21 protein-coding genes, 6 tRNA genes and 1 riboswitch are annotated in these 25,205 nt (G+C 35.1%); of the genes, 17 read left to right on the top strand and 10 right to left on the bottom strand.

The window, feature by feature from the left end; translation table 11 throughout:
- Positions 1-12 precede the first annotated feature (12 nt).
- Positions 13-85 (top strand) — tRNA-Asn (locus H3R29_RS04785).
- A gap of 7 nt (positions 86-92) precedes the next feature.
- Positions 93-182: transfer RNA gene (locus H3R29_RS04780), tRNA-Ser, on the top strand.
- A 98-nt stretch (positions 183-280) separates the two neighbouring features.
- On the opposite strand, the gene H3R29_RS04775 is transcribed toward H3R29_RS04780, so the two are convergent.
- On the bottom strand, positions 281-1,228 hold the full coding sequence (locus H3R29_RS04775) for a YhfZ family protein (RefSeq protein ID WP_198202078.1): 948 nt from the start codon (positions 1,226-1,228) through the stop codon (positions 281-283).
- A gap of 268 nt (positions 1,229-1,496) precedes the next feature.
- Between H3R29_RS04775 and H3R29_RS04770 the strand changes: the two genes are divergently transcribed.
- The 12 genes from H3R29_RS04770 (at position 1,497) to H3R29_RS04715 (ending at position 12,821) form a co-directional block, all read left to right on the top strand.
- A complete protein-coding gene (locus tag H3R29_RS04770) occupies positions 1,497-2,771 on the top strand; it encodes a PTS transporter subunit IIC (RefSeq protein ID WP_198202079.1) in 1,275 nt (424 codons plus the stop codon).
- A 25-nt stretch (positions 2,772-2,796) separates the two neighbouring features.
- Positions 2,797-3,840, top strand: coding sequence for a galactitol-1-phosphate 5-dehydrogenase (locus H3R29_RS04765; RefSeq protein ID WP_198202080.1), 1,044 nt, complete (start codon positions 2,797-2,799; stop codon positions 3,838-3,840).
- Positions 3,840-5,345 (top strand): FGGY-family carbohydrate kinase, encoded by a 1,506-nt coding sequence (locus tag H3R29_RS04760; protein WP_198202081.1) that lies wholly within the window; start codon positions 3,840-3,842, stop codon positions 5,343-5,345. The genes H3R29_RS04765 and H3R29_RS04760 overlap by 1 nt, the downstream gene beginning before the upstream one ends.
- A 17-nt stretch (positions 5,346-5,362) precedes the next feature.
- The gene (locus tag H3R29_RS04755; RefSeq protein ID WP_198202082.1) at positions 5,363-6,298 is read left to right on the top strand and encodes a hexose kinase; all 936 of its coding nucleotides are present in this window, start codon (positions 5,363-5,365) and stop codon (positions 6,296-6,298) included.
- A 13-nt stretch (positions 6,299-6,311) separates the two neighbouring features.
- Positions 6,312-7,685, top strand: coding sequence for an FAD-binding oxidoreductase (locus tag H3R29_RS04750; protein WP_198202083.1), 1,374 nt, complete (start codon positions 6,312-6,314; stop codon positions 7,683-7,685).
- Positions 7,686-7,707: 22 nt separating this feature from the next.
- Positions 7,708-8,532 (top strand): class I fructose-bisphosphate aldolase, encoded by an 825-nt coding sequence (locus tag H3R29_RS04745; protein WP_198202084.1) that lies wholly within the window; start codon positions 7,708-7,710, stop codon positions 8,530-8,532.
- 216 nt (positions 8,533-8,748) lie between these two features.
- Positions 8,749-8,821: transfer RNA gene (locus H3R29_RS04740), tRNA-Val, on the top strand.
- A gap of 123 nt (positions 8,822-8,944) precedes the next feature.
- Positions 8,945-9,016, top strand: a tRNA-Glu gene (locus tag H3R29_RS04735).
- Between the two features lie 4 nt (positions 9,017-9,020).
- Positions 9,021-9,093, top strand: a tRNA-Val gene (locus H3R29_RS04730).
- A gap of 81 nt (positions 9,094-9,174) precedes the next feature.
- Positions 9,175-9,255, top strand: a riboswitch (SMK box riboswitch).
- Complete coding sequence (metK, locus tag H3R29_RS04725; protein WP_198202085.1) at positions 9,253-10,452, top strand: methionine adenosyltransferase; 1,200 nt, start codon at positions 9,253-9,255, stop codon at positions 10,450-10,452. It overlaps the preceding riboswitch by 3 nt.
- Positions 10,453-10,481: 29 nt before the next feature.
- A complete protein-coding gene (locus H3R29_RS04720; RefSeq protein WP_198202086.1) occupies positions 10,482-11,936 on the top strand; it encodes an MDR family MFS transporter in 1,455 nt (484 codons plus the stop codon).
- 138 nt (positions 11,937-12,074) lie between these two features.
- A complete protein-coding gene (locus H3R29_RS04715) occupies positions 12,075-12,821 on the top strand; it encodes a tyrosine-protein phosphatase (protein WP_198202087.1) in 747 nt (248 codons plus the stop codon).
- A gap of 47 nt (positions 12,822-12,868) precedes the next feature.
- Here the strand turns inward: H3R29_RS04715 and H3R29_RS04710 are convergent, their stop codons facing one another.
- The 5 genes from H3R29_RS04710 to H3R29_RS04690 all read right to left on the bottom strand — a co-directional run bounded on the left by H3R29_RS04710 (position 12,869) and on the right by H3R29_RS04690 (position 17,064).
- Positions 12,869-14,002 carry a hypothetical protein gene (locus H3R29_RS04710; protein ID WP_198202088.1) on the bottom strand — a complete coding sequence of 378 codons (1,134 nt, stop codon included), beginning with the start codon at positions 14,000-14,002 and terminating at the stop codon, positions 12,869-12,871.
- A gap of 4 nt (positions 14,003-14,006) precedes the next feature.
- Positions 14,007-14,618, bottom strand: a complete 612-nt coding sequence (locus H3R29_RS04705; RefSeq protein WP_198202089.1) for an ABC transporter ATP-binding protein — start codon at positions 14,616-14,618, stop codon at positions 14,007-14,009.
- Entirely contained in the window at positions 14,615-15,805 is a 1,191-nt protein-coding gene (locus H3R29_RS04700; protein WP_198202090.1) for a hypothetical protein, read from the bottom strand. Before H3R29_RS04700 ends, H3R29_RS04705 begins: the two co-directional genes overlap by 4 nt.
- A 66-nt stretch (positions 15,806-15,871) precedes the next feature.
- Entirely contained in the window at positions 15,872-16,471 is a 600-nt protein-coding gene (locus H3R29_RS04695; RefSeq protein ID WP_198202091.1) for a hypothetical protein, read from the bottom strand.
- A complete protein-coding gene (locus H3R29_RS04690; protein WP_198202092.1) occupies positions 16,468-17,064 on the bottom strand; it encodes a hypothetical protein in 597 nt (198 codons plus the stop codon). The genes H3R29_RS04695 and H3R29_RS04690 overlap by 4 nt, the downstream gene beginning before the upstream one ends.
- Before the next feature lie 330 nt (positions 17,065-17,394).
- Between H3R29_RS04690 and H3R29_RS04685 the strand changes: the two genes are divergently transcribed.
- Positions 17,395-17,883 (top strand): cupin domain-containing protein, encoded by a 489-nt coding sequence (locus H3R29_RS04685; RefSeq protein ID WP_110446322.1) that lies wholly within the window; start codon positions 17,395-17,397, stop codon positions 17,881-17,883.
- Positions 17,884-17,941: 58 nt separating this feature from the next.
- Here H3R29_RS04685 and H3R29_RS04680 read toward each other — a convergent pair whose 3' ends face one another.
- Positions 17,942-18,604 (bottom strand): phosphatase PAP2 family protein, encoded by a 663-nt coding sequence (locus H3R29_RS04680; RefSeq protein WP_110446321.1) that lies wholly within the window; start codon positions 18,602-18,604, stop codon positions 17,942-17,944.
- A 283-nt stretch (positions 18,605-18,887) separates the two neighbouring features.
- Here H3R29_RS04680 and leuS point away from each other — a divergent pair, with 283 nt between their 5' ends.
- Positions 18,888-21,302 (top strand): leucine--tRNA ligase, encoded by a 2,415-nt coding sequence (gene leuS / locus H3R29_RS04675; RefSeq protein WP_198202093.1) that lies wholly within the window; start codon positions 18,888-18,890, stop codon positions 21,300-21,302.
- Between the two features lie 95 nt (positions 21,303-21,397).
- Complete coding sequence (locus H3R29_RS04670) at positions 21,398-23,041, top strand: polysaccharide biosynthesis protein (RefSeq protein WP_174795424.1); 1,644 nt, start codon at positions 21,398-21,400, stop codon at positions 23,039-23,041.
- A gap of 207 nt (positions 23,042-23,248) precedes the next feature.
- Here the strand turns inward: H3R29_RS04670 and H3R29_RS04665 are convergent, their stop codons facing one another.
- The 3 genes from H3R29_RS04665 to H3R29_RS04655 form a co-directional block, all read right to left on the bottom strand.
- Positions 23,249-24,355, bottom strand: a complete 1,107-nt coding sequence (locus H3R29_RS04665; RefSeq protein ID WP_198202094.1) for a pyridoxal phosphate-dependent aminotransferase — start codon at positions 24,353-24,355, stop codon at positions 23,249-23,251.
- Positions 24,356-24,559: 204 nt separating this feature from the next.
- Entirely contained in the window at positions 24,560-24,784 is a 225-nt protein-coding gene (locus tag H3R29_RS04660; protein ID WP_046325161.1) for a PspC domain-containing protein, read from the bottom strand.
- Between the two features lie 314 nt (positions 24,785-25,098).
- Positions 25,099-25,182 (bottom strand) — tRNA-Leu (locus H3R29_RS04655).
- Positions 25,183-25,205: the final 23 nt, after the last annotated feature.

The following is a 25,205-nucleotide window of genomic DNA, read 5'->3' as shown; positions in this document are numbered from 1 at the left end:
GCTTTTTAGTATTCCGGCTTAGCTCAGTTGGTAGAGCGCTTGACTGTTAATCAAGATGTCGTCAGTTCGAGTCTGACAGCCGGAGTTAATTTGGAGTGTTGTCCGAGTGGCTTAAGGAGCATGATTGGAAATCATGTATATGGGTTAATCCTGTATCGAGAGTTCAAATCTCTCACACTCCGTAAGAAACCCTGTAGTCATAAATAACTACAGGGTCTTTTTTCGCTAATTTTTTAAATCAAAATTTTATATGTATAAAAAACTGTTTTTAGAATCAACTCTAGAAAAGCGCATCAATTTTACCTTCGACGACTTGCTTTTGAAAATACTGAATTTTTTCAACATTAATATTGCGTAAAAGTTCAATAATTAAGCAGTTATCTGAATTAACACTAATTACAGCTTTTGAAATTTCTTCAAGACTAACATTTTTGAGTAACTTTTGTTGAATCTTGATTGAATCTATTGAAGTTTTTTGTAAATACTTTTCATTTTGAGTGCGGTGCCAAACTGCACAATCAATATTTTGGTTTAAAATTTCAAAAGGTACATTGGAATATTTTACTGGTATGTATTCAGCGTTTGGATATATTTCTTTAGTGAGTATAGATTGATCATAGGAGCTATCATCTAAACCCACTCTTATGTTTGATACAAGTCTATTTTCTATTCCTTGTTTTTCCAGTAATAGCAATCCATCTTTCTTATAAAAAGTATGGCTGTTGAATTTTAATGCTATTTTTAACTTTGGACTAATTTCTTTTCTATCTTTAGCAGAGGCAAGTGAAGAAACAACAAAATCTTCTTTTGACTTCTTACTTAGAATACGATCAAATCTAATAGCTGAACCATACCCATATACTATAACAAGTGGTATATTTAAATCGTTTAATGCTTCCCTGATCCCCATTGCTAATCCCCGCATTTCTAAGCTAAGCGGTTCAGGAAATAATCCCACAAGATGACGATTTGGCAAAAATCCCCATAGCTTTTTGATATCTTTAGAAATCAAAATCGTTCCATAATGTGGTTGAGCCTTTAGTTTAATGATTTTCTCTTGCTCAAAATCCTTAAGTGCACTTTGAATAGTCCCAGTACCAACCTTTAATTCGTCATGAAGAAAACTAAAAGTCGGTATTTTATCTCCTATCTTGCAGGATAAAAGTATTTCAGCAAGCTTTTGTTGAGTGTGTGCAGTCTTACTCGAAAATATATTAATCGCTCCCATACTATCAATTTTTATTTAATAATCTGATATTTCCAACTAAAAATTATATTGAAATCATAGATTTAGAGTTGAACATTATTAAATATCATTATACACCGAATAGTGAATGTCTTTAAAAAAACAAATTATCTATTAGAGTAGTACTTCTAAAATAATATTTTTAATATTTGTTTGATTAATTATACAAAATACTGTATTATGTATTTGAACAAAAGTAATTTAGTTTTATTCTTGTATTGTAAATATGTCTTGTAAAGGGGGTAATTAAGTGAATATATTAAAGGGAGCCATTGATTGGTTTATTGGTCTTGGAGGAACGTATTTTGTTCCAATTGTTATGCTAATTATTGGATTAGTGTGCAAAGCTGGTTTTGCGAAAAGTCTAACAAGCTCATTATTAATTGGAATTGGATTAACGGGTTTGAACTTGATAACTGATTTTTCGGTTCAGGCTATGCAACCAGTAACTAAGGCTTTGTCTATAAGACTACATGCAAACTTTTCAGTAGTTGACATTGGATACGGTAGTGTTACTGCTGCCTGGGGATGGCCAGGAGTTCCTTGGATAATTTTAGGAATTGTCGTTGTGAATATTATTTTAGTAACTTTAAAACTTACTAACACTTTGTGGGTAGACATGTGGAATATTTGGCATGGCTCGGCTCTGGGTGTTATGTTTTGGGCTTTCACTAAAAATTTATTGTTAGGCATTATTGCTGGGATTGTTACTCTTGTAATTTCAATGTTTTTAGCTGATTTTCATGCCAAAAAGTTTCAGGAATTTAATAAACTTGAAGGCGTAACTATTCCTGCGCCATCAGCAACATTTCCTGCAACTTTTGCCTTTTTTATGATGAAAATTATAGACATTATACCTGGGTTAAATAAAATAAAAGCTTCTTCTTCTGATATCAAAAAGAAATTTGGTATTTTTGGTGAAAACAGTGTAGTTGGTGCATTATTAGGAGCAGTAATCGGCTTAATTGCAGGAATAGGTATCGCCTCGACTATACAATTAGCAATAAAATTAGCAGCTGTGCTTGTAATTTTACCGGCTATGCTTCAATTTGTTGCAGATGGGATTTTACCGATTACCACTAATTTGTCTACTTTTATGAAAGATCGTTTCCAAGGAAGAAAATTAAATATTGCTGTTGATCCAGTAATGTTATTAAAAGATCCATCTGTAATGTCAACAGTAGTTATTATGTATCCAATTGCAATATTTCTTTGTGCTTTCTTACCAGGTAACAATTTTCTTCCAGTTGCAAGCTTAGCCGCTTTACCATATTGGATTGGCGGAATGGCTCCATATACCAAAGGAAATATTGTTTATAACGTCATTTTGACAACTATTTGGATAAGTTTAACAACTATAGCTGCAACTCAACTAGCTCCACTTACAACTCAAGCTGCGCAGATGACTCACGTTCTTAATGGAGTCGTTGGTGGAAAAACGTTAGTTAGTTGCTGGGATGAAGGTGGAAATTTATTGATGTGGATTGTTGTATACTTTTCGAAATTATTAGGATTTGGAAACTAGAAGTTTTAAGTAAGAGGTTAAAAATATGAAGGCTTTACAAATTGTTGATAAAGAGAAAATGGTTCTTAATGAAATTGAGCCACCCCAAATTAAAGATAATGAAGTTTTAATTAAAGTTGCTTTTTGTGGTATATGTGGCTCAGATTTACCGCGCTACTTTCAAGGTGCAGTTCACCAATTTCCTCAAATATTGGGGCATGAATTTTCAGGAACAATAGTAAAAATAGGTAAAAATGTTCAGAGTTTAAAAAAGGGGGAAAGAGTCACTGCTGCACCTTTGACGGTATGTGGTTCATGTGAATATTGTTTAGCGGGATATCCAGAATTATGTGAAAATTATGGCTTTATAGGTTCTCATCAACCAGGAGCTTTAGCTGAATACGTGGCTGTTCCAGAAACAAATATTATTAAATTACCGAGCAACGTAAGTCTTAAAACAGCAGCTTTAGTTGAACCCTTTACGATTGGACTGAGCGCAACACAAAGATTCTCGCTAAAAGTTAATGAAACTGCAGTTATATTTGGCGCAGGAACTATCGGTCTGATGATCTTAACCGCTTTAAGGGCAGAAGGTTTGGGGAAAATTATTATGATCGATATTAATGATAAAAAATTGGATTTTGCCCATAAATTAGGAGCTGACATTACTATAAATTCGTCAAAGACAAATTTGATTGATTATTTTAATGATCATGAATGCCCTACAATTACTTTTGAGGCAATAGGCAATCCAATTACACAAGTGCAAGCCATATTAGTAACTAAAAAAAGAGGAAGGGTAGTATATGTTGGAACTAGTACCCATGATGTTACCTTTAAGGCAAATGAATTTGAAGAAATTTTTCGTAAAGAATTGTTAGTTACTGGTTCAATGATGTCATATTCAGCGCCATTTCCAGGCTATAAATGGCCAGCAGCAATTAGCTTATTAAAACGGCGATTAATTAATTTAGATCAGATGATAACGGCAACTTATTCGTTAGAAGACGGGGCAAAGCCTTTCTATGATCTAACTAAGAAAGATTCAGCTAATATTAAAGTTTTATACCAAATAGGGGGTGAAGAATAATGACAGATGCACTTTTAGGAATTGATATAGGAACATCAAGTTGTAAGTTAACTGCTTTTACTATTGACGGTAAAGTTATTATTTCTGTTAGTGAAAAGTACCCCACTTATTATCCTGCTGAAGGTTGGGTTGAACAGAAGCCTGAAGAATGGTGGCATGCTGTTTGCGAAGCTACTAAGAAAATTGTAAGTAATAAAAAAATGGTAGATGTTACTATCCAGGGAATTGGCGTAGATGGTCAGGGTTGGTCAATGATACCAATTGATTGTAATGGAAAAGTCATTTTTAATAACCCAATTTGGATGGATACAAGAGCTACAGATCTTTGTAATCGTGTAAAAGAAGAAATTGGAGAGGAAAAAATATTTGAAGTCAGTGGTAATCCATTTCAACCCACCTACAGTTTACCTAAACTGTTATGGTTAAAAGAAAACCATCAAGAAATATTTAAAAGAGTTTATAAAGTGCTTCAATCTAATAGTTATATAGTTTATAAATTGACAGGTAAAATAACTCAAGATATTTCACAGGGGTATGGTTTACATTGCTTTGATATGAAAAAAGGTGAATGGAGTGAGGAAATGTGTGACGCGTTCGGTATTCCTTCTACCATTTTTCCTTCAATTTACAATAGCGATGAAGTTGTAGGTCACGTTTCCAGTAAAGCATCAGCTGAAACATGGATGGCAGAAGGGATACCCGTTGTTGCTGGAGGTGTCGATGCCGCCTGTGGTGCTTTAGGCACAGGAGTTATTTCAAATGGGGAAACACAAGAGCAAGGCGGTCAAGCTGAAGGAATGAGCATTTGCTTAAATAAATATATTGCAGATCCACGGCTAATCATGGGTTATCACGTTGTTCCAGGTCACTGGCTCCTTCAAGGAGGCACTGTTGGTGGCGGTGGTGTCATTGATTGGGTAAAAAACAATTTTTGTTTTGAAGAAAAGTCTAATGCACATTATCACGGTACTAGCACATACTATGAAATGGATCAATTGTCTGCACGAGTTCCTGCAGGTTCGGAAGGAGTAATATTCTTACCGTACATGAAAGGTGAACGCTCACCTATTTGGAATCCATATGCTAAAGGTGTTTACTATGGCTTAGATTTTACTAAGACCAGATCTAATATTATTAGGGCTTCGCAAGAAGGAATTGCATACTCACTAAGGCACAATTTAGTTATTGCCGAACAATTAGGTGCTAAGGTAAAAGAGCTGTGGGCAATGGGTGGCTCAGCTAACTCTACTATATTGACACAAATAAAAGCTGATGTAACTGAAAAAATAATTCGTGTTCCTTCATCTGATACTGCCACTACTTTAGGAGCAGCAATTTTAGCTGGTGTTGGTGTCCATGTGTATAAAGATTATGAAGAGGCTAGAGCAAAAACAGTGAGAATTCAAAAAGTATATAAGCCCAATAAAAATAATTTAGAAACCTATAATAAAGGCTTTGCAAAGTACTTAAAATTGTATGAAAGCCTGAAAGGCTTGATGAAATGACATGAGGCGAATACAAATTGATTTTAACTGTAACACTAAATGCTTCGGTTGATATTACATATCTACTTGATAAATTTCAATTAGGGAAGACAAATCGAGCCTTAAATATTACAAAAACTGCAGGTGGTAAAGGTCTAAATGTTACTCGTGTTTTAAATCAAGTTGGTAATAAAGCTGTAGCAACTGGAATTATTGGCGGAACTACTGGTAGTTTTATTAAAAGTCGCTTAAATGAACAAGAAATTAAACATCACTTTTTTGAAATAGACCAAGAGTCAAGAAATAATATTTCTATAATTACTGGTAAATTACAAACTGAAATTTTAGAAGCAGGTCCAAAATTATCATCAGAAACTTGCACGAATTTTCTTAACTTTTATCATGAGATTATTAAAGATTTTGACACAATAGTCGTTTCAGGTAGTTTACCGCAAGGATTAAATCATGATTATTATAGTAAATTAACTGAAGTTGCTGTAAACGAGGGGAAAAAACTATTACTTGATACTTCCGGTTCAGCTTTAAAAGCTAGTATTTCAAGTTCAATAAAACCAATGCTAATCAAGCCTAACGAACATGAATTGGAAAGCTTGATAAACCGAAAAGTTGAAGTTAAGGATATGGGTGTTTTAAAAAAATATTTGTCTATGCCACTCTTTAACGGTATAGAATGGATTGTTTTAACTTTAGGGTCTGAAGGTGCTCTTGTAAAACATCGTGAATGTTTTTATGAGGTTAAGGTACCAAAAATTAATGCAATTAATGCCATTGGGTCCGGTGATTCGGTAGTCGCTGGCTTGGCACTTGGTATAGATCAAAATGAATCAACCGAAAAAATTCTTTTACGGTCAATGGCATATGGCGTTTTAAATGCTCTTGATGAACATCCAGGACACTTAAAGCTTGATGAATTAGATGCGATTAAAAATAATATTACTATAAATAGAGTTTAAAAAGGAAATAAAAATGGATTTAATAACAGATAAAGCTGAAAAAAGGAAACATATTAAAGATTGGTGGCCGGCTTCAATGAAGTGGACTGAAGAGCAAATAGATAATCATTTGCCTGCGGGAATTGTCGTTCCAAAATCAGTTGATGAAATTAAACAAGCTGTTAAATATGCTTCTGAGCACAAGCTGGCAATTGTAACATATGGCGGAGCTTCTGGAGTTTTAGGAGGGATAGTTCCTGAGCAACCATCATTAACAGTAGATATGCAAGAGCTGAAGGGAATTATCAATTTTGACGAAAATAACCATTTAGTGACAGCATATGCTGGAACTTTAGGTGGCGAAATCGAAAAGTATTTAAATAAAAAGGGCTATACATTGGGACATTATCCACAATCATTGTATTTAGCTAGTATTGGTGGATTGGTTGCAACCAAATCTGCTGGAACTTTTAGTAGTAAATATGGCAATATTGAAAATATTGTACAAAGCTTGGAAGTAGTTCTTCCAAATGGTGAAATATTTGTTAATAGAAATATTCCTCGTTCAGCAACAGGCCCTTATATTCCTAATCTTTTCGTTGGCTCCGAAGGAACACTTGGAATAATTACTAAAGTTACTTTAAAGATCTGGAAAATACCTGAAACTAAAGAATTTAGAGGTATTGAGTTTGATTCTATTGAGGATGCAATTTTTACGGCGCGTGAATTTTATCGTAGGGATATAGTGCCAGCAGTAGTACGTATCTATAATCCTGCTGAAGCACAAAATTTATATTCAACAATTAACTATCAATCAAATAAAGTTTTGATGATTATAGGCTTGGTTGGTGCGAAGACAGTTGTACCAGAAGTATTAAAACAAGTTTTAATTACCGCTAAGAAAAGAACGGGTCATGATTTAGGGGCATCAATAGGAAACAATTGGGAGCGGGATCGCTATAATGCTGCATGGCTCAAGGAAGGAAATGATAGTAATACAAAGATTGCAGATGCAATTGAGGTATCAGGAAATTGGACAATGCTACCAAAAATGTTTCATCTTGTTTCAGAGAGATTGGAAAATAAAGTAGATAAATTATGGGCACATTGTTCTCACTGTTATCCAAGTGGAGCTAATATATATTTTATTATTTTTGCTACTGGTAAAGATGCAGCTGATACTTTAGCTAAGTATAATGAAATTTGGAAAATTGTGATGGATTCAGTTCATGAAGTTGGTGGTTCTGGTGCCCACCATCACGGAATTGGACGTCAGAGGTTGCCATGGTTCAATGAAGAAGTGGGTCCTGTCTCTTTTGATTTATTGAAAAAAATAAAATCAAGCTTTGATCCCAAAGGGATGTTTAATCCAGGTATTTTAAATTTAAAAAATGACGAAAAAGAATAGTCATTATAAAAAGGAGAATTTTATGGTAATTAAATGCACAAATCAAATTGGTAAAGAATTGAGACTAAGTCGCTTCTTGAATCCTAAATCAAAGCGATGTGTAATGGTAGCGTATGCACATGGTATTTTAATCGGACCCAATCCAGGAATGGCTACAAAAGAAGAAATAAAAAGGCAAAATGAAACTTTAAGAGAAGCAGATGCAATTTTGATGCCAATGGGATTTCTTCCCGCATGCCAACAACTGTTTACTGGGAAAAATGCGCCTGAGATGATTGCATTATATGATTGGCAAAATGTTTCAAGATCAAAAAATCAAGTTGGTTATGACGAAGGAGTTGCTGAATCAATTACTTCAATTGAACGCGTCCTTTCAAGTGGAGCAATAGGTGTAATGACTTATCTTTACATTGGACAAGATAATCCTGAGGTTGAAGCCAGAGAAATGAAACGCAACTTTGAAGTAAATGAGCTTTGTCAAAAATACGGGCTCTTGCATATTATTGAACCTAGAACAATTAAAAATAAAGAAAAAGAAGAAGACGGGACTATGAAATTTGATTTAATGAAAATCAATACTCGTATGGCCGCAGAAATTGGTGCTGATTTTATTAAGGTCAAATATCCAGATACGCCAGAACAATTGCAAGAATTGCAAGAAATTTCTACCGCACCATTAATGGTTGCCGGTGGCTCGAAGATTGCTGAATCTGAAGCTGATAAAATGGCTGAAGCTGCTGTTAGTGCAGGAACGGCAGGAATAGTATTTGGCCGTAACATATATCAGTCAAAAGATCCTGTAGCAGCTTTAAGACGCTTCAGAAAAATTGTCCACCAACAATGTTAACTACTTAGAAATTTTATTTATTCAATACTTTTAGTATTAAACTTTAACTCTATATTTAATTAAAGAAGCTGAAGAATAACATGCATAGTTATTTTTTCAGCTTTTTTGTTAGAAATAGCTTCTATTAGGTTAATCTAGAATTTTTTTAAAAAAGTGTAGACATAAAAAGAAACTTATGCTAAATTATTAGAAGTGGTCGAGAGACAACAACAAAATGGAGGATTAGCTCAGCTGGGAGAGCATCTGCCTTACAAGCAGGAGGTCACAGGTTCGAGCCCTGTATCCTCCATAATAATGGTGGTGTGAAGGGAAGTTCGCGCCGCCATTATTTATTGATTTAACTAATAAATTGAATCCTTGCATTTTCTTTCAGAATAGGTATACTATTGAATGTGCTTTGATTCAGAACAATGACCCGTTGGTCAAGTGGTTAAGACATCGCCCTTTCACGGCGGTAACATGGGTTCAAATCCCGTACGGGTCACTTTGGAGGATTAGCTCAGCTGGGAGAGCATCTGCCTTACAAGCAGGAGGTCACAGGTTCGAGCCCTGTATCCTCCATCGTTCTATGGCTACCGAACATGCGGTAGCCTTTTTTATTATCAATATAATATATAAAAATATAGAACGAAGAGTAAAAAAAATCGGTTCAAGTCCTGAGAGGATCCTTTAACGGAGATGCCTTGTAACCGAATAGCTATTGTCTATAGGGGGACTATTATGGAAAAACGTTTATTTACTTCAGAATCAGTTTCTGAAGGTCATCCAGATAAAGTTGCTGATCAGATTTCAGATGCAATTTTGGATGCTATTATCGCCAAGGATCCGCAAGCTCATGTTGCTTGCGAGACTATTGTCAATACTGGAATTGTCTATGTTTTTGGCGAAATTTCTACCACTGCATATGTTGACATTCAAAGCATTGTTCGCAAGACTGTTTTGAGAATTGGTTATGATAAACCTGAGCTTGGTTTTGATGGCAATAATTGCGCCGTTTTAATTGATATTGATGAACAATCACCGGATATAGCTCAAGGTGTTGATCATTCACTTGAAACACGTGAAAATCAATCTGATGATGATCAGCTAGATCAAATTGGTGCAGGTGATCAAGGCTTGATGTTCGGCTTTGCAATCAACGAAACGCCTGAATTAATGCCTTTACCAATTTCACTAGCTCACCGCTTAATGCGGCAAGTTGCAAAACTCCGTAAAGATGGCACTTTAACATGGCTTAGGCCTGATGCTAAGGCTCAGGTAACGGTTGAATATGATGAAAAGCAAAAGCCTAAACGGGTTGATACTGTGGTCATTTCTACTCAAACCGATGATAAAGTTTCTAACAAGGAAATTCGTCAGGCTATGATTGATCTGGTGATAAAAAAAGTAATACCTGAGAAGTACCTGGATGAAAAGACCAAGTTTTTGATTAATCCGTCGGGTCGCTTTGTTATTGGTGGACCGAAAGGTGATTCAGGTTTGACTGGCCGCAAAATTATTGTTGATACTTACGGTGGCTATGCTCGTCACGGTGGCGGTGCATTTTCAGGCAAAGATCCAACAAAAGTTGATCGTAGTGCCAGCTATGCGGCAAGATATGTAGCCAAGAATATAGTTGCTGCAGGCCTAGCTGAACGTTGTGAAGTTCAATTGGCTTATGCAATTGGTGTCGCTCATCCTGTTTCAGTTATGATCGATACGGCAGGAACGGGAAAAGTTAGCGATGATTTATTGACCAAAGCTGTCCGCAAAGTTTTTGATTTACGTCCAGCCGGTATTATAAAAATGCTGAATCTTAGACGACCGATTTACGAGCAAACGGCAGCTTATGGTCATTTTGGCCGGACAGATATAGATTTACCATGGGAAAAGACCGATAAAGTTCAAGAATTGTTAGACTTTGTTAACGAAAATAAGTAATTTTTTTCATAAGTAAGGGAGTTGTAATTTTGAAGAAAACAAATGTACGAGTAGTAATGATTGCGATTTTTATGACCACATTTATGACTGCTATTGAAGGTACGATCGTTTCTACTGCAATGCCGACAATTGTTTCTGATCTAAATGGGTTGGAAATTATGAATTGGGTTGTTTCAATATTTTTGTTTATGACCGCTGTATCAACTCCTTTATATGGCAAATTAGCAGACAGTATTGGACGTAAACCAATTTTTTTGTTTGGAATAGCGTTATTTGTTATTGGGTCTGCACTTTGCGGCCAAGCTCAAAATATGGTTGAACTGATTTTATTTCGTGTTATTCAAGGATTGGGTTCCGGAGCAGTTCAGCCAGTAGCTATGACAATCATTGCTGATTTATACAGTATTGAAAAAAGAACAAAAATGTTAGGCCTCAATTCAGGATTTTGGGGCGTAGCTTCAGTCATTGCCCCATTACTAGGTGGCTTTATTGTGCAAAACCTTTCGTGGCACTGGGTTTTTTATATTAATGTGCCAATAGGGATCATTGCATTACTATTAATTATCTTTTTCCTAAAGGAACCCAAAAATAAGAAAAAATCAAAACTTGATATTAAGGGAACATTTTGGTTAATAGTTTTACTTTTGACTTTGATGTTCACATTGCAAGATTTGGGAACAATCAAACCGCTTGTTTTAGCCGCTCTAGTCGCTTTAATCGTTATCAGTGCTGTTATCTTCTATCATGAAGAAAAACGCGCAGAAGACCCAATAATGCCACTATCAATGCTAAAGGGCAGAGAGTTCCTAGCTGTAAATATGATTACGCTGTTAGTCGCCGGCGTAGTTATTGGCTTCGAATTTTATATTCCAACTTGGATGCAGGGCATTAATGGTACATCTGCTACAATTGCCGGTTTTGCTGTGACCCCAAGCTCTGTAATGTGGGTTGTAGGATCATTTTTAATTGGCGGTATGTTAAGCCGTTGGGGTGTTAAGAAAACTTTCTTTGGCTTATTAGCAGTGTTGTTAGTGGCAGATTGTATGTTGCTGATTGTGCCGATACACACACCGTTTTGGGTATTCTGTGTGATTGCTACCTTAAATGGCTTTTCCTTTGGGGGAGTTTTAACTGCTTCACAGGTGCGCTCACAAGTTTTAGTTTCTAAAGAAAATATCGGTGTAGCCACTTCTTTTAACACCTTGATGAGATATTTAGGTCAAACCATGATGGTTTCAATTTTTGGTATTACCTTTAATACCATTGTGGCAAACCAACTTGCTAAACATCCCAACTTGACACAAGGTATGATGAATAAAATTGTTTCGTCAGCTAAGGCTCAAGAACTGGCTGCAAACTTAGTACCTCAATTAAGACAAGTGTTGTTTAGCGCCTTAAAAGGTGTTTACTGCGTTTCACTTGCTGCAATTATTATCTCCGTTATTTTTAACTGTATTTATCAAAAAGCAGATAGTAATAATTAATAATACAAAATTTAAATAATACCGCTGGAAGAATTGTCCAGCGGTTTTTTGCTTAAAATGTCTTCCTTAGTAGAAATATCTTTTCTTAAAAATTATAATTAATACTATTAAAAATAAAATTTAACGGGAGCAGTAAAAATGGTAAGGGAAATTACAAATTGGCGTTCCTTAGGCGGAAATGTTGGCGCTGACGGAAGAAAGGTCAAAGATGGACTTTTATTTAGGTGTGGCCAGCTATATAATCTAACCGCCTATCAAAAAGAACAGGTGCAGAATAAATATCAAATTAGGAGAGTTTTTGATTTTAGGGGTGAGGAAGAAAGAAAACAATATCCGGATTACTTGTGGTCAGGATTAGATTATGTTGTAATTGATGTTTTAAAAGACGCTCAAGTTAATCAGGCAAGTGTAGATGAAATTATTTCTGCTAACAATCAAGCTGAAGAGGATATGCTTACCACCTATGAAGAATTAGCACTCCAAAATTCAGCACAAAAAGGCTATCACCAGTTTTTGCTGACACTAATAAATGATCCAGTGCCGACTGCCTTTCACTGTTTTGCTGGTAAAGATCGTACGGGTGTGGCAGCGGCTTTGATTTTGAAAAGCCTGGGAGTGAGTGATGAGCAAATTTTTGCTGATTACTTAAAAACAATAACGGCTAGAAAACAAGAAAATCAAGAAATTTTGGACTACTTAAGAGACCAATTAACCAGTTCCCAATTACAAGATGTGGCTGTGGCTTTAACTGTGCAAAAATCCTATTTAGAAAGATATTTTAAGACTATTAAGCAAAATTATGGTGATTTTGACAATTATTTGATTAAAGGGTTGGATCTGCCGCTTGACTTTAAAACTAAAATGAGACAAATTTATTTAGAGTAAAAAACAAAAGAGCCCGGGAAAAATATTTCTCCCAGACTCCTTTATTTTTAACTTATTTGACTATTATTACCTAATTTCTTCATCTGCCTTGAAAGCCATGGCCATGAAAAATTAAGGATTGTGAGCATGACAATTGAGACTATCAGAACTCTAAAGCCAAAAATAAAATTAAGCTGTGGGTTGTTAAATTTGGTTGCTAAGTTTCCAGTTGCCACCTGAGTTGAAAGCAGATAAGTCATTGGTATGTATTGCACAACTGCGGTTTTAGTCATTCCTTCAACACCAGAGGTTGATTGTAAAATAAATGGTAAAATTACACCACCTAACAGTATGAATAGTGCTAAGAAAAGACAACTTAATTGATTACGGGTAATTTGAGCTAAAAGCTGTACCAAAAGCACGATGAAGATGCACGCTAAGGTAGATAAAGCAAGCGCAGGCTTTAACCAAACAGAAAGTGGTTGATAAGTATTTTTGAGCATTCCTGGCAAAATAACTCCTTGAATTGGATAAGAGAGTGAGCCACTACCAAAAAGCAGACTGCAAAGTCCCCAGATTAAAACGCTGCTGAAAAGAGTTAGTGAAAAAGCAATTAGTAATCCAAAAGTGATATCTAGGGTTACACTGTGCTTGTTTGGTAACAACACGGCACGATTTAAATGATCAACATACTTTGATGCGAAAATATTACTTAATATAAAACAAAGCATGACGATGATCATTGCAGGCAAAAATCCTTCTGAAAGTTTAAATAGGAATAACCAGCCCTGTTTAGGATGCTGCTCATTTTGTTCTGGTAAATTTGCTTTTTTTAGAGCATGCAAACGGGCATTTTTCTGCTTAATTTCTTGTCTAAGTTCAGCCCCACCAATTTTGACTTGCGCTGCTTGCCTGTTGTTTTGACGAATCATCAGGTCATATGCATGATCCCAATTTTCATTATCTAGGGCTTTTAATATCTGCCGCTCATTTCTATTTTGATTTTTAACCGGGGGCAAATTAGCTTGGGACTGTTTCTGCTTGTTTAAATCCTGGTTTATTTGGTAACGGATTGTAGTTTGATCACCTTTTAAAGCATTATAGCCTAGAATAAACCCTGCACATATTAGCACTATACTTAAAATTAGCCATGTCAAAGTATTTTTAAATACTTTTTTAAATTGTAATTCGAAATAGGCCATAGCTCTATCCTCGAACTAATTGGTGGTGCTTTAATGTCAAAGTATCATCAACAATTCCTGCTACTTCATCTTGATAATGAGAAGCCATAATAATAAGCTTGTTTTGCTTTGCTAAATTAGCCAATTCCTGATAAAGAGTTTGCCGGCTATCACTGTCCAGGCCATTATTAATTTCATCCATTAGTAAGTACTGGGCATCACTTAACTCGTAAAGGGCAACCACCAATTTTTGCTTCATCCCCAATGAATATTTTCTAATTGCAGTTTTGATGTAATTATTCATTTCCCAGCGGTTTATGATATCTTGTAGATCCTGGTTTGAATGCCACTCGTTTTTAACAAATTGCATATAATCAAAACCTGAAAGATTTTTGTCAAACCAGTCAGAAGTTTCCAAGTAAAAAACTTGGCTCTTGACGTTAGCGAATGGCTTACCATCAAACAAGACTTGGCCTGAACTTGGCGCCAGTAAGCTAACCATAGTTCTGAGGACGCTGGTTTTCCCAGTGCCATTAAGTGCATGAAGCATGTATATTTTGCCATTTTGAAAGTTAAAATTGGCATTTTTGAGTATAGGTTCACGTAATGTAAGGCTTAGATCTTTAATTTCAATCATTTTGTTTTCCTCCCTTTTTGGGCTTTCTGCGCGATAAAGTAGTTTAAAAATAACAGGAGAATAATTCCTAGAGCTAAAACTAGCATGCCATTAGTAAAATTAACTTTTGGATAAGTAACTAATTTGGTTTCATCTGCAAAGACATAGGCATTACTGATGCCAAACATACCATCGACTGGTTGTAAGGAGAAAAAGTAGCTCATAGGAATAAATTGAGCAAAATTTCTCGCTGCTACTACGTATTGTGGGAGAACCATACCACCAACTAATATCAGAACAGAAATGAATAATGCCAACAGACGGTTTTTAAATACTTGTACGAAAAGCAAAACCACACTTGCAATGAACATAAAGCTAAATAATTCTAAAATTAAAGTAGGGCAAAACAACTGATACATTGGAATGAAGATATTCCGTTTAGCTACTGCGTCTATGCCCATCATCGGATATTTAAAGTTACCAGTACCAAAAAATATACTTGGAATAATAAAAAGCAATAGAAATGCTAATAAAAAATAGCCAAATCCAATTAACGAACCAGCGCCAAATTCAATTAGCAAATGCTTTTTTTGCGGTAAAAGATTTGCTAGACACATCCGTTCATAAAAACCGGACGAATATAACTTGATCAGAATAAAAATTATGGCTAAAACTGCTAAAGGTGGCAAGACTTCCTGCATCATTTCTAATATAAAAAAACCACCTTTAACAGAATAGTGCTCATTTTCTTCTGGTAAGTTATTTCGTTTCAGATACTGTAATTTTTGAATATTACTTTCAATTGCCAGTATATTATCTTTACTGGCATTATTACGTTTTGCATCAGCAAGATTGTATTTTTCTTGCCTTATTATGATTTGATAAGCCTGCTGCCACTTATTTGTTTGAATTGCCTTAATTAAGGTCTTAAATTCTTTCATAGTTGACTTATTTTCAGCCAGTTCCAGTTCAATTTTGCGGCGGGTTGTTTTGGTCAAATTAGCTTTTTGTAACTGTTTTTGATAATACCTGACATTTTTCTCTTCCAGAGCTATATTTTCTTTAGCTTCTATTATGCGCGGATTAATATAGCGAGAATTGTAGTTTTTTATCCAAAAATAAAAACATCCGAGTAAAATGGCTAAAAGGCTAATCCAGGTAAATTTACTTTTGAGCACCTGTTTGATTTGTAACTTAAAATATGGCATTTTTCTCACCTCTTTATATAAAAATTAAAAAGATAGTTTAGACGTTTTAAGATAATATTGATAAAGTTAACTTGTTTTTATTCCTTTTTGTGCTTTTTCGGCGACAAAGTAATTTAGAAGCAAAAGAATTAATATTCCTACTAGTAAAACAATTACACCGTTAGTAAAATTTACTTGCGGATAAGTTATCAATTTCGTTTCATCTGCGATGACATAGGAATTACTGATACCAAACATGCCATTCACTGGTTGTAAAGCAAAGAAGTAGCTCATCGGAATGAACTGAGCAAAACTCCGTTCAGCTACTATGTATTGTGGTATAACCATACCTCCAACCAATACCAGTACAGAAAAAAGTAACGCAATAATAGGATTCTTAAAAAACTGAACGAAAAATAACACCATGCCTGAGATAAAGATAAAACTTAACAATTCTAACATTAAAATTGGCAACAAGAGTTGATGCATTGGAATAAAAATATATTCTTTAGTCACAGGGTTCATGCCCGCAATTGGATAGTTAAAATTGCCAGTTCCGGCAAAAAGACTAGGTATCAAAAAAATCAACAAGAAGGTAACGAGAAAATAACAGAAACCCATTAAAGAACCAGTAGAAAATTCGCTTGATACCAATCTATTTTGCGGTAATAAGTTGCCTAACCTCATACGGTCAAAGTAATCATTGCAAATATTTTTACCAGAGCAAAAATAACGGCTAGGACTACAAGTATAGGTAAGAATTGTTCCATAACAAAAATAAGAAAGAAACCGCCTTTTACTGGATTAATAGTCTGTTCTTTTGGTAAATGTTGTTTGGCTAATGTTTGCAGTTCCAATAAATCACGTTTACTTATAGCAACGGCTTCACTATTCGAGCCATTTTTCTTAGCATCAGCAAGCCAAAATTTAGCTTCTTTAATCATGATCGGATAGGCTTTTTGCCAATCTTTGGACTGGAGGGCCTTAATGAGTTTTTGTTTTTCAGCTATATCTGATTGGGAACCCTTTAGACTTTTTCTTATTTGCTTCTTATTGTCCTCATCTAATTTTTTCTGTTTGAGTTCTTTTTGAAAATATATGACGTTTTTCTTTTGAATAGCTACATTAGCTTTTGCAGTACTAAGTTCCATACTGTCAGACTTGCTAGCATAATAATTCTTTGTCCAAAAAGAGAGGCAACCTACTAGAATAGCTATCAGACTGATCCAGGTAAATTTACTTTTGAGCATTTGCTTAACTTTTAACTTCATGTACGGCATTTTGGTCACCTCTTAATCTAGGTTTAAAAAAACTGCTAGATTAAAATTATTGATCTAGCAGTTTTTATGACTTTAATATTAAAATTAATATCACAGCAATAACACAATACCTTTTAAGTGCAAATATTTTGTTACTTGATGATATAATATTATTTCCTTTTTTGCAATCAAAAATTCATATAATATTTATTATCCAAAGGGTAAATTTAATTAATAAAATTGAAAAATTAATAAGTAGTTAAACTTTTGTTTTAAAAATTACTAGCTGACTTTAAAGAAAAAATGCGTTAAATTTGTATATATAATTTGAATTTTTGTTAAGGAGAAAATATGAAACGTGACGATTATATCAAAGCATTAAATCTTGAACCTCACCAAGAAGGGGGTTGGTTCAGGCAAGTTTATGCCAGTGATAAGCAGTTTTATGATGAAGATAGTAAAGCAGAGCGCTTTTATTATACTTCCATCTATTTTTTGCTTGATGACACAAGTTGCTCCCACTTTCACCGTTTGAATCATGATGAAATGTGGTATTACCATGACGGTGAAGCGATTACTATTCACTGTATTACTCCAGAAGGTAAATATTCAGCCGTTAAATTGGGTAAAAATGTTTCTGCTGGTGAAAGAATGCAATTCAGAGTTCCGAAGAATACCATTTTTGCTTCGGAAGTTGTAAAACCAGATAGTTTTTGTTTAGTAAGCTGTGTAGTTTCGCCAGGATTTGATTATCACGACTTTGAACTGCTTAAAAAGGGAGATTTACTCAAACAATATCCAGCCTACAAAAAAGTCATTGAGCGATTAGCGCTAGATTAGAATGATTTTGATATCAAAAAAAGGATTCAAAACTTTAAATCAGTTTGAATCCTTTTACTTAGTATAAATTGCTTTGTGCTCTTTGACTTTCTAAATAATAATGGTAAAGAAAGGAGTATCCAATTAAGAGAAATGCGATTCCCTCTAGAAAACCCCCAATTACGTCAGATGGATAATGGACATGACTGAAAATTCTGGTGTAACCAATTAATATTGGAAAGCAAGCCCAAACAAGACATAATACTGTTTTAGCAGCTTTATTTTTGATTAATAAAATTGTTAGAACAATTAAAATTCCAAATAAAGTAGCACTGCCAACAGAGTGACCTGAGGGAAAACTGTAACCATGAGCTGCAACAAGATGTTCAGTAAGTGGTCTTTGCCTTGCAATTGCATGCTTGATGATCCAATTATAGCCATTAGCACCTATCATGGTTCCTGCAGTAAAAACAGCACATGCAAATCTTTTGCTAAGTGCTAAAACAATCACCAAAATTATAGTTTCAATTGTGATTACATTTGTATTTCCTAAATTAGTAAAAGTTGTCGCAAACTTGATTATAATAGGATTATTGTTGCAGATAATATTAATCATTGTTTGGTCAAAATTGTGAATAAATTGATTTTCAGAAGCAACTAAAATTGCCCAGATAGCGTACAAAATCAAAAATATGGTCGCAGGTATTATCGTGTCTCTCTTTGTTTGTATCGTTTTGTTCAAAAATTTTCTCCCCTTGTTTTTTTTTGCATTTGTGGTAAATTATAATCATTATTGGTCAAAAAATAAAGATCAGGAACTAGTAGCAGTTTTATTTTTCTATAGAGAAAAGTCGGTTGGTGCAAGACTAGAAAAAAGATTGTGAACTGAGCCTGGAACAATTCTAACGTTTGCTATCCGCGTTAAGGGGCAAGAAGTGTCACGCTTTCGGCGTGGAACTTAGGTGGTACCGCGATTATTCGTCCTATGAAAGAATTTCATAGGACTTTTTTTATGAGGTAAAAATATGTACAATCACAAAGTTGTTGAAAAAAAATGGCAGGATTACTGGGAAAAAAATCAAACTTTTAAAACAGGTAACGACCCCAAAAAGAAGAATTTTTATGTTTTAGATATGTTTCCTTTTCCATCTGGTAAGGGACTTCACGTAGGACACCCCGAAGGGTACACAGCAACAGATATCATTGCAAGGATGAAACGTAGCCAAGGCTATAATGTACTGCACCCAATGGGCTGGGATGCTTTTGGCCTTCCGACTGAACAGTATGCTCTTCAGACTGGGCAAGACCCAGCAGTTGTTACTACTGAAAATATTGCCAATTTCAAACGGCAGCTTAATACTCTAGGATTCTCATACGACTGGAACAGGGAACTAGCAACTTGCGATCCTAAGTATTACAAGTGGACGCAGTGGACATTTGAGCAAATGTATAAAAATGGTTTGGCCTATGAAGCGGAAGCACCGGTTAACTGGTCACCTGATTTAGGTACAGTTGTTGCTAACGAAGATATTGTTGATGGTAAGACTGAACGCGGTGGTTATCCTATCTATCGGCGCAACATGAAGCAATGGATGCTGAGAATAACTAAATATGCAGATCGTCTTCTTGCCGGTTTGGATAATCTTGACTGGCCAGAAAATATTAAAGAAATGCAACGTAACTGGATTGGGCGGTCAGTAGGTGCCCAAATTACTTTTAAGGTTAAAAATTCTAATGAAACATTTGATGTCTTTAGTACCCGACCAGATACTTTATTTGGCGCAACCTATGCTGTTTTAGCTCCTGAAAATAAATTAGTCCAAAAAATTATGACCGCTGGTCAAAAAGATGAAGTTAACGCTTATATTAAGCAAATTGAATCTAAGTCCGACCTTGAAAGAACAGATTTAAATAAAACCAAAACTGGAGTCTTTACTGGCGCTTACGCCATTAACCCCGTAAACAACAAAGAAATTCCAATTTGGATTGCTGATTATGTTCTTGCTAGCTATGGGACTGGTGCCGTAATGGCTGTACCGGCCCACGACACCCGTGACTATGAGTTCGCTCGGAAATTCAATTTGCCTATTAAACCAGTTATTAAGGGCGGAGATGTTGCACAAGAAGCATATACTGGTGACGGCCCGCATATAGATTCAGAGTTTTTAAATGGACTTAACAATGCAGAAGCAAAGGATAAAATCGTTGGTTGGCTTACTGAACACCACGCTGGAGAAAAAAAGGTTAATTACAAGTTACGTGACTGGGAATTTAGTCGTCAGCGTTATTGGGGTGAACCAATTCCAGTAATTCACTGGGAAGATGGAGAAACTACATTGGTTCCAGAAGATGAATTACCTCTTGTTTTACCTCACGCTACTGACATTAAGCCGTCAGGTACACCTGAAAGTCCATTGGTAAACTTGAAGGACTGGGTAAATGTAGTTGACAAAAACGGTCGGAAAGGTAAAAGAGAAACTAATACCATGCCTAATTGGGCAGGTTCATCATGGTATTTCTTACGCTTTGTTGATCCACATAATGACAATAAGCTGGCTGATTACGAAATGCTAAAGAAGTGGATGCCAGTTGACCTTTATATTGGTGGCGCAGAACATGCTGTCCGGCACCTGCTTTATGCCAGATTCTGGAATATGGTATTGTATGATTTAGGTGTTGTTCCTAATGAAGAACCATTCCAAAGACTATTCAATCAAGGATTAATCTTGAAAGATCATGATAAAATGTCCAAATCAAAAGGCAATGTAGTTAATCCTGATGATGTCATTGATGAGTATGGTGCAGACAGTCTTAGAATGTATGAAATGTTCATGGGACCCCTTGATGCATCTATTGACTGGGATGATAATGGTCCTGCTTCAACCAAGAAGTTTTTAGACAGAGTTTGGCGTCTGTTTGTTAATGATTTGGATCTTAAAGCCATACCACAAGAAAATATTGTAGCTGAAAATGATGGCACTTTAGATAAAATTTATAACGAAACTGTTAAAAAAGTAACTGAAGATTTTGATGACTTACATTTCAATACTGCAATTTCTCAATTAATGGTCTTTGTTAATGCTGCGCAAAAAGCAAAAACGATTCCAAGAAAATATGCGGAAGGTTTCATTACGCTTTTAGCCCCAATCGCTCCGCACATGATGGAAGAAATCTGGCAAATCTTTGGTCATGAGCAATCCGTAACTTTTGCCAAATGGCCAACCTATGATTCAGCCAAACTGGTTGAATCAACAGTCGAAATTATGGTTCAAGTAAATGGCAAGCTGCGTGGCAATTTTAAGGCGGCTGTTGACATGGATAAAGATCAAGCTAAAAAACAAGCATTGGCATTGCCTCACGTCCAGAAATTTTTAGAAGGCAAAGATATTAAAAAGGTCATTGTTGTACCAAATAAGATTGTCAATATTGTAGCTAAATAAAGTTAATTTTTCCTAAAGTGCAAAGTATATTTGTTGTTAATTGCCCATTTTCATTCACAATAATATAGTTAGTAGACTAGATTTAGGGAACTTTAATGAAAGAAAATAATTTATCTGAACAAAATACACAAAATACCTTTATTAAGGGCAGTGCATGGATGACTTTCGGCTCTATTACCTCACGTATTTTGGGTGCTCTATATATTATTCCATGGTTTTATTGGATGTCGCCCTATGGTAATATTGCCAATGCCTTAACTGCCAGAAGTTATAACATTTATAGTATTTTTATTTTAATATCCACTGCGGGCATTCCAGGTGCTGTTGCTAAACAGGTGGCTAAGTATAATGCGCTTAATGAGTACGGAGTTGGACGTAAGCTTTTTCATCGCGGCTTAATATTAATGGTATTTCTAGGAATTATTTCTGCTGCAGTGATGTATTTTGCTTCACCTTTTTTAGCTTCTAATGGTTCACAAATTGATCCAAGACAAGTAAGGGTAATGAGAAGCCTGTCTTACGCCATCTTAATTATTCCTGTATTAAGTATTATGAGGGGCTATTTTCAAGGCTACGAAGACATGATGCCGTCAGCAATGTCCCAGTTTGTAGAACAATTAGCACGAGTAATTTGGATGCTACTAACTGCTTATATTATTATGCAAGTACAGCATGGTAATTTTGTTGATGCGGTGGTGCAATCAAATTTGGCTGCTGCGATTGGAGCAGTTTTTGGCATAGCTATTTTAACGTGGTTTTTGCTGTCTAGACGTAATAAACTTAACGAGTTAGTTGAAAATTCCAATAATGAAATACAGGTTTCAACTTCTGCTCTTTTTGCTGAAATTATTGCCCAGGCAATTCCTTTTATAATTATTGATGCAGGTATTCAACTTTTTTATCTGGTAGACCAATATAGCTTTCACCCAATTATCTCCAGTTTAGTTAGCGCAACTAATAATACAATTGAAACTTGGTATGCATTATTTGCGCTTAATGCCAATAAGTTGATAATGATCATTGTGTCTTTAGCAAGTGCAATGGCAGTGACAACAATTCCTTTGTTGTCTGCAGCTCACACTAAGCATGATTTTCGTGCAATTTCTGACCAAATTGGTAATACTTTAGACTTATTTCTATTTGTCATGATTCCCGCTTCCTTTGGCATGGCTGCGATTTCTACACCAATCTATACCATCTTTTACGGATATGACAAACTAGGATCAAATGTACTTTACCTTTCTTCCTTTACAGCTATTAGTTTGGGCTTGTTTACGGTATTAATGGCTATTTTACAGGGCCTATCGGAAAATGGACTTGCAATTAAATATTTAGTATTAGGGTTAATCATTAAGATTTTAATGCAATACCCCATGATTTATGTCTTTAAAATATTTGGCCCATTGATTGCCACTAATTTAGGAATGCTTGTCATTATCTTTATGGCGATAGAACACCTTAAGATTAATTACAATTTCAATCAGGATCGTACAAGACGACGTTTTATTGGCATTACTGCATTTTCAGTTATCATGTTTTTGCTGGTTTTGGCAGTAGAAAAAGGACTGGAGTTGTTCTTAAGTCCTGCAAGCAGTTTACAGTCACTCGTCATTGTTTTTGTCGCGGTCGTTGTGGGTTGCTTGTTTTATGGCTTTGCGGCTATCAAGTCTAATTTAGCACAGAAAATTTTAGGCAATAAAATCATTCCAATATTGGAAAAACTGCACATTCGTGCTTAAACAAACCCCAATATAATTAAATTTGATACCGATATTCTTTCGGTATCATTTTTTATTTTATTTAACTAAAAAACTTAAGATTAATTATGAAGTACGTAAAATGTGAGAAAAAATGAAAAAGCTCGTAGGCTGCTAGAATGAACTCTGGCGCTTGCTGAGCTTTTTTAATATAATAATCTTTAAATTATTCTTGTAATTTTATACGTGCTACTTATTATAATTCAAAGTGTAATCTACACAATCAATAATTTTTTGTACACCTTTTACTAAAATTCCTTTTTCGGTTGAAAGAGAAATTCTGAAGTATCTGTCTGAACATTGGAAATCACTTCCCTTGGCCACAATTACATGAAAGTGTTTTTCCAGCAATTTATAGTATAGGTCAATGTCCTTGATGGTTTCTGGTACTTCAATAAACATGTATAAGCCACCCATGTATGAGGAGCAAGGAAAATACTTACTCTTAGCAAAAAGTCTGGTTAATTCTGCACCGGTCTGTTTAATTTCCTCAATATGGTGGGTATATTTCTCTGGTTCTTCCAAAATTATTTCCCCAATGAATTGACTAATAGTTGGGGCACTGAAAGTGATCCCTTCATTATAAAAGCCGTCCCGCTCAATAATATTGGCTGGTGCAATGACATAGCCAAGACGTATTCCTGGTATGGCAAAACTTTTGGAAAAGCTGCTTACTAAAATTTGATGGGAAATATCAGTTGAGATTGGCTGGTATTGATATTTACAGGGATAATCGCTGTAAACATGATCGTCAACCACGAAAATATTTTTCTCTTCACAGAGATTATTCAAGAATTCCCGGTCCGTTTGCGACAAACTGGCTCCAGTAGGATTGTTAGGATAATTAATAATGATGGCCTTAGTATTTGCATTGACGGCTTTTTTGATTTGCTCAATTGGCAGTGCAAAAGTAGGAGCCTCTGATTTAACAATTACTGGAGTTGCGCCCACTCCCGCAATTAAATTTAAGTATGAAGGGAAAAATGGGGCAATAACAATAATTTCATCAGATTTATTTTTGATGATAGATCTTAATGATAAAAAAGCACCGTGCAGACATGAAACGGTGATTTGAATATTATTGATGTCAATATCCTTGATACCGTAAGTCTCACTGTAGTATGACACAATTTTTTCTCTCAGTTTAGGCAGTCCCAAACCCGGAGTATATCCATTTCCAGCATGCTCAACTCTTTTTACCAATTTATCAATTATTCTTTTGTTTATTCCAGAACGAAAATCTCCAATAGACAAATCAATATAGTCGGAGGGAAGTATATTAACGTCTAAGCTCATAATACGCTAACCTTTCTTTAAGTAAATTATTGTCTAAATCATATTCTTTAATTAAAAAAAGGTCAACTTAACTAAAAAATAAATCCAAGTATAAATGAGCAGTTTTGCCCATATATACTTGGATTTTTAGCTGATCTCACATTAATTTAGTTTTGAAAGGCTTAAATAACGTGTTGAAATTCAATTTATATTTTTACAATAAGTTTAAGGCTTATGAAATTCACCATCAAGAGTATCATCATGACGATTTTTTTCAGGCATCACAATAGCAGCAATAATATATAAAAGCAGTCCGGGAAAGGTTGTACATAGTATTAATGCTGCACCACCAATTCTGGTCCACGCTTTATCCCAACCGAAATATTCTGCCACACCGCCAAATACGCCGGATATAACTTTATCCTGGGATTTTGTTAATCGTTTTTGCATGACTGTGCCTCCTTTTGTATTAATTTTAATACAAAATAATCATTAAAGTACATATTAAAATATTTTTTATTATAAAAATACTAGTTACAATATCAATATGGGAAAAATCAAATTCAAAGCATCCCACACAAAAAAATTTTTAAAAATATATTATTGTTTGCAACATATAAGGATTATGATGTTGGTTTCATCAGAGTCGAGTAGTTAAGTTGGAGTCAGGGTCTTTGGAGCTTTCACTTTTATTGCTTGCGCATCGCAAAAGTATCAGAATAGCAAAAGAGCTAATCCCTAGAGATTAGCTCTTCCTACACAAATGCCCCGAAAAAGATTCGAACTTTCACTTAGTTACCTAAACAGCGACCTGAACGCTGCGCGTCTGCCAATTCCGCCATCGGGGCTTATTATTTTTAGCACAGTAATA

The organism is Lactobacillus sp. M0393 (genome assembly GCF_016102025.1).
Classification (GTDB): Bacteria; Bacillota; Bacilli; order Lactobacillales; family Lactobacillaceae; genus Lactobacillus; species Lactobacillus melliventris.
Note: the sequence above shows the minus strand (reverse complement) of the source record. Positions and strands in the feature narration are given on the sequence as shown.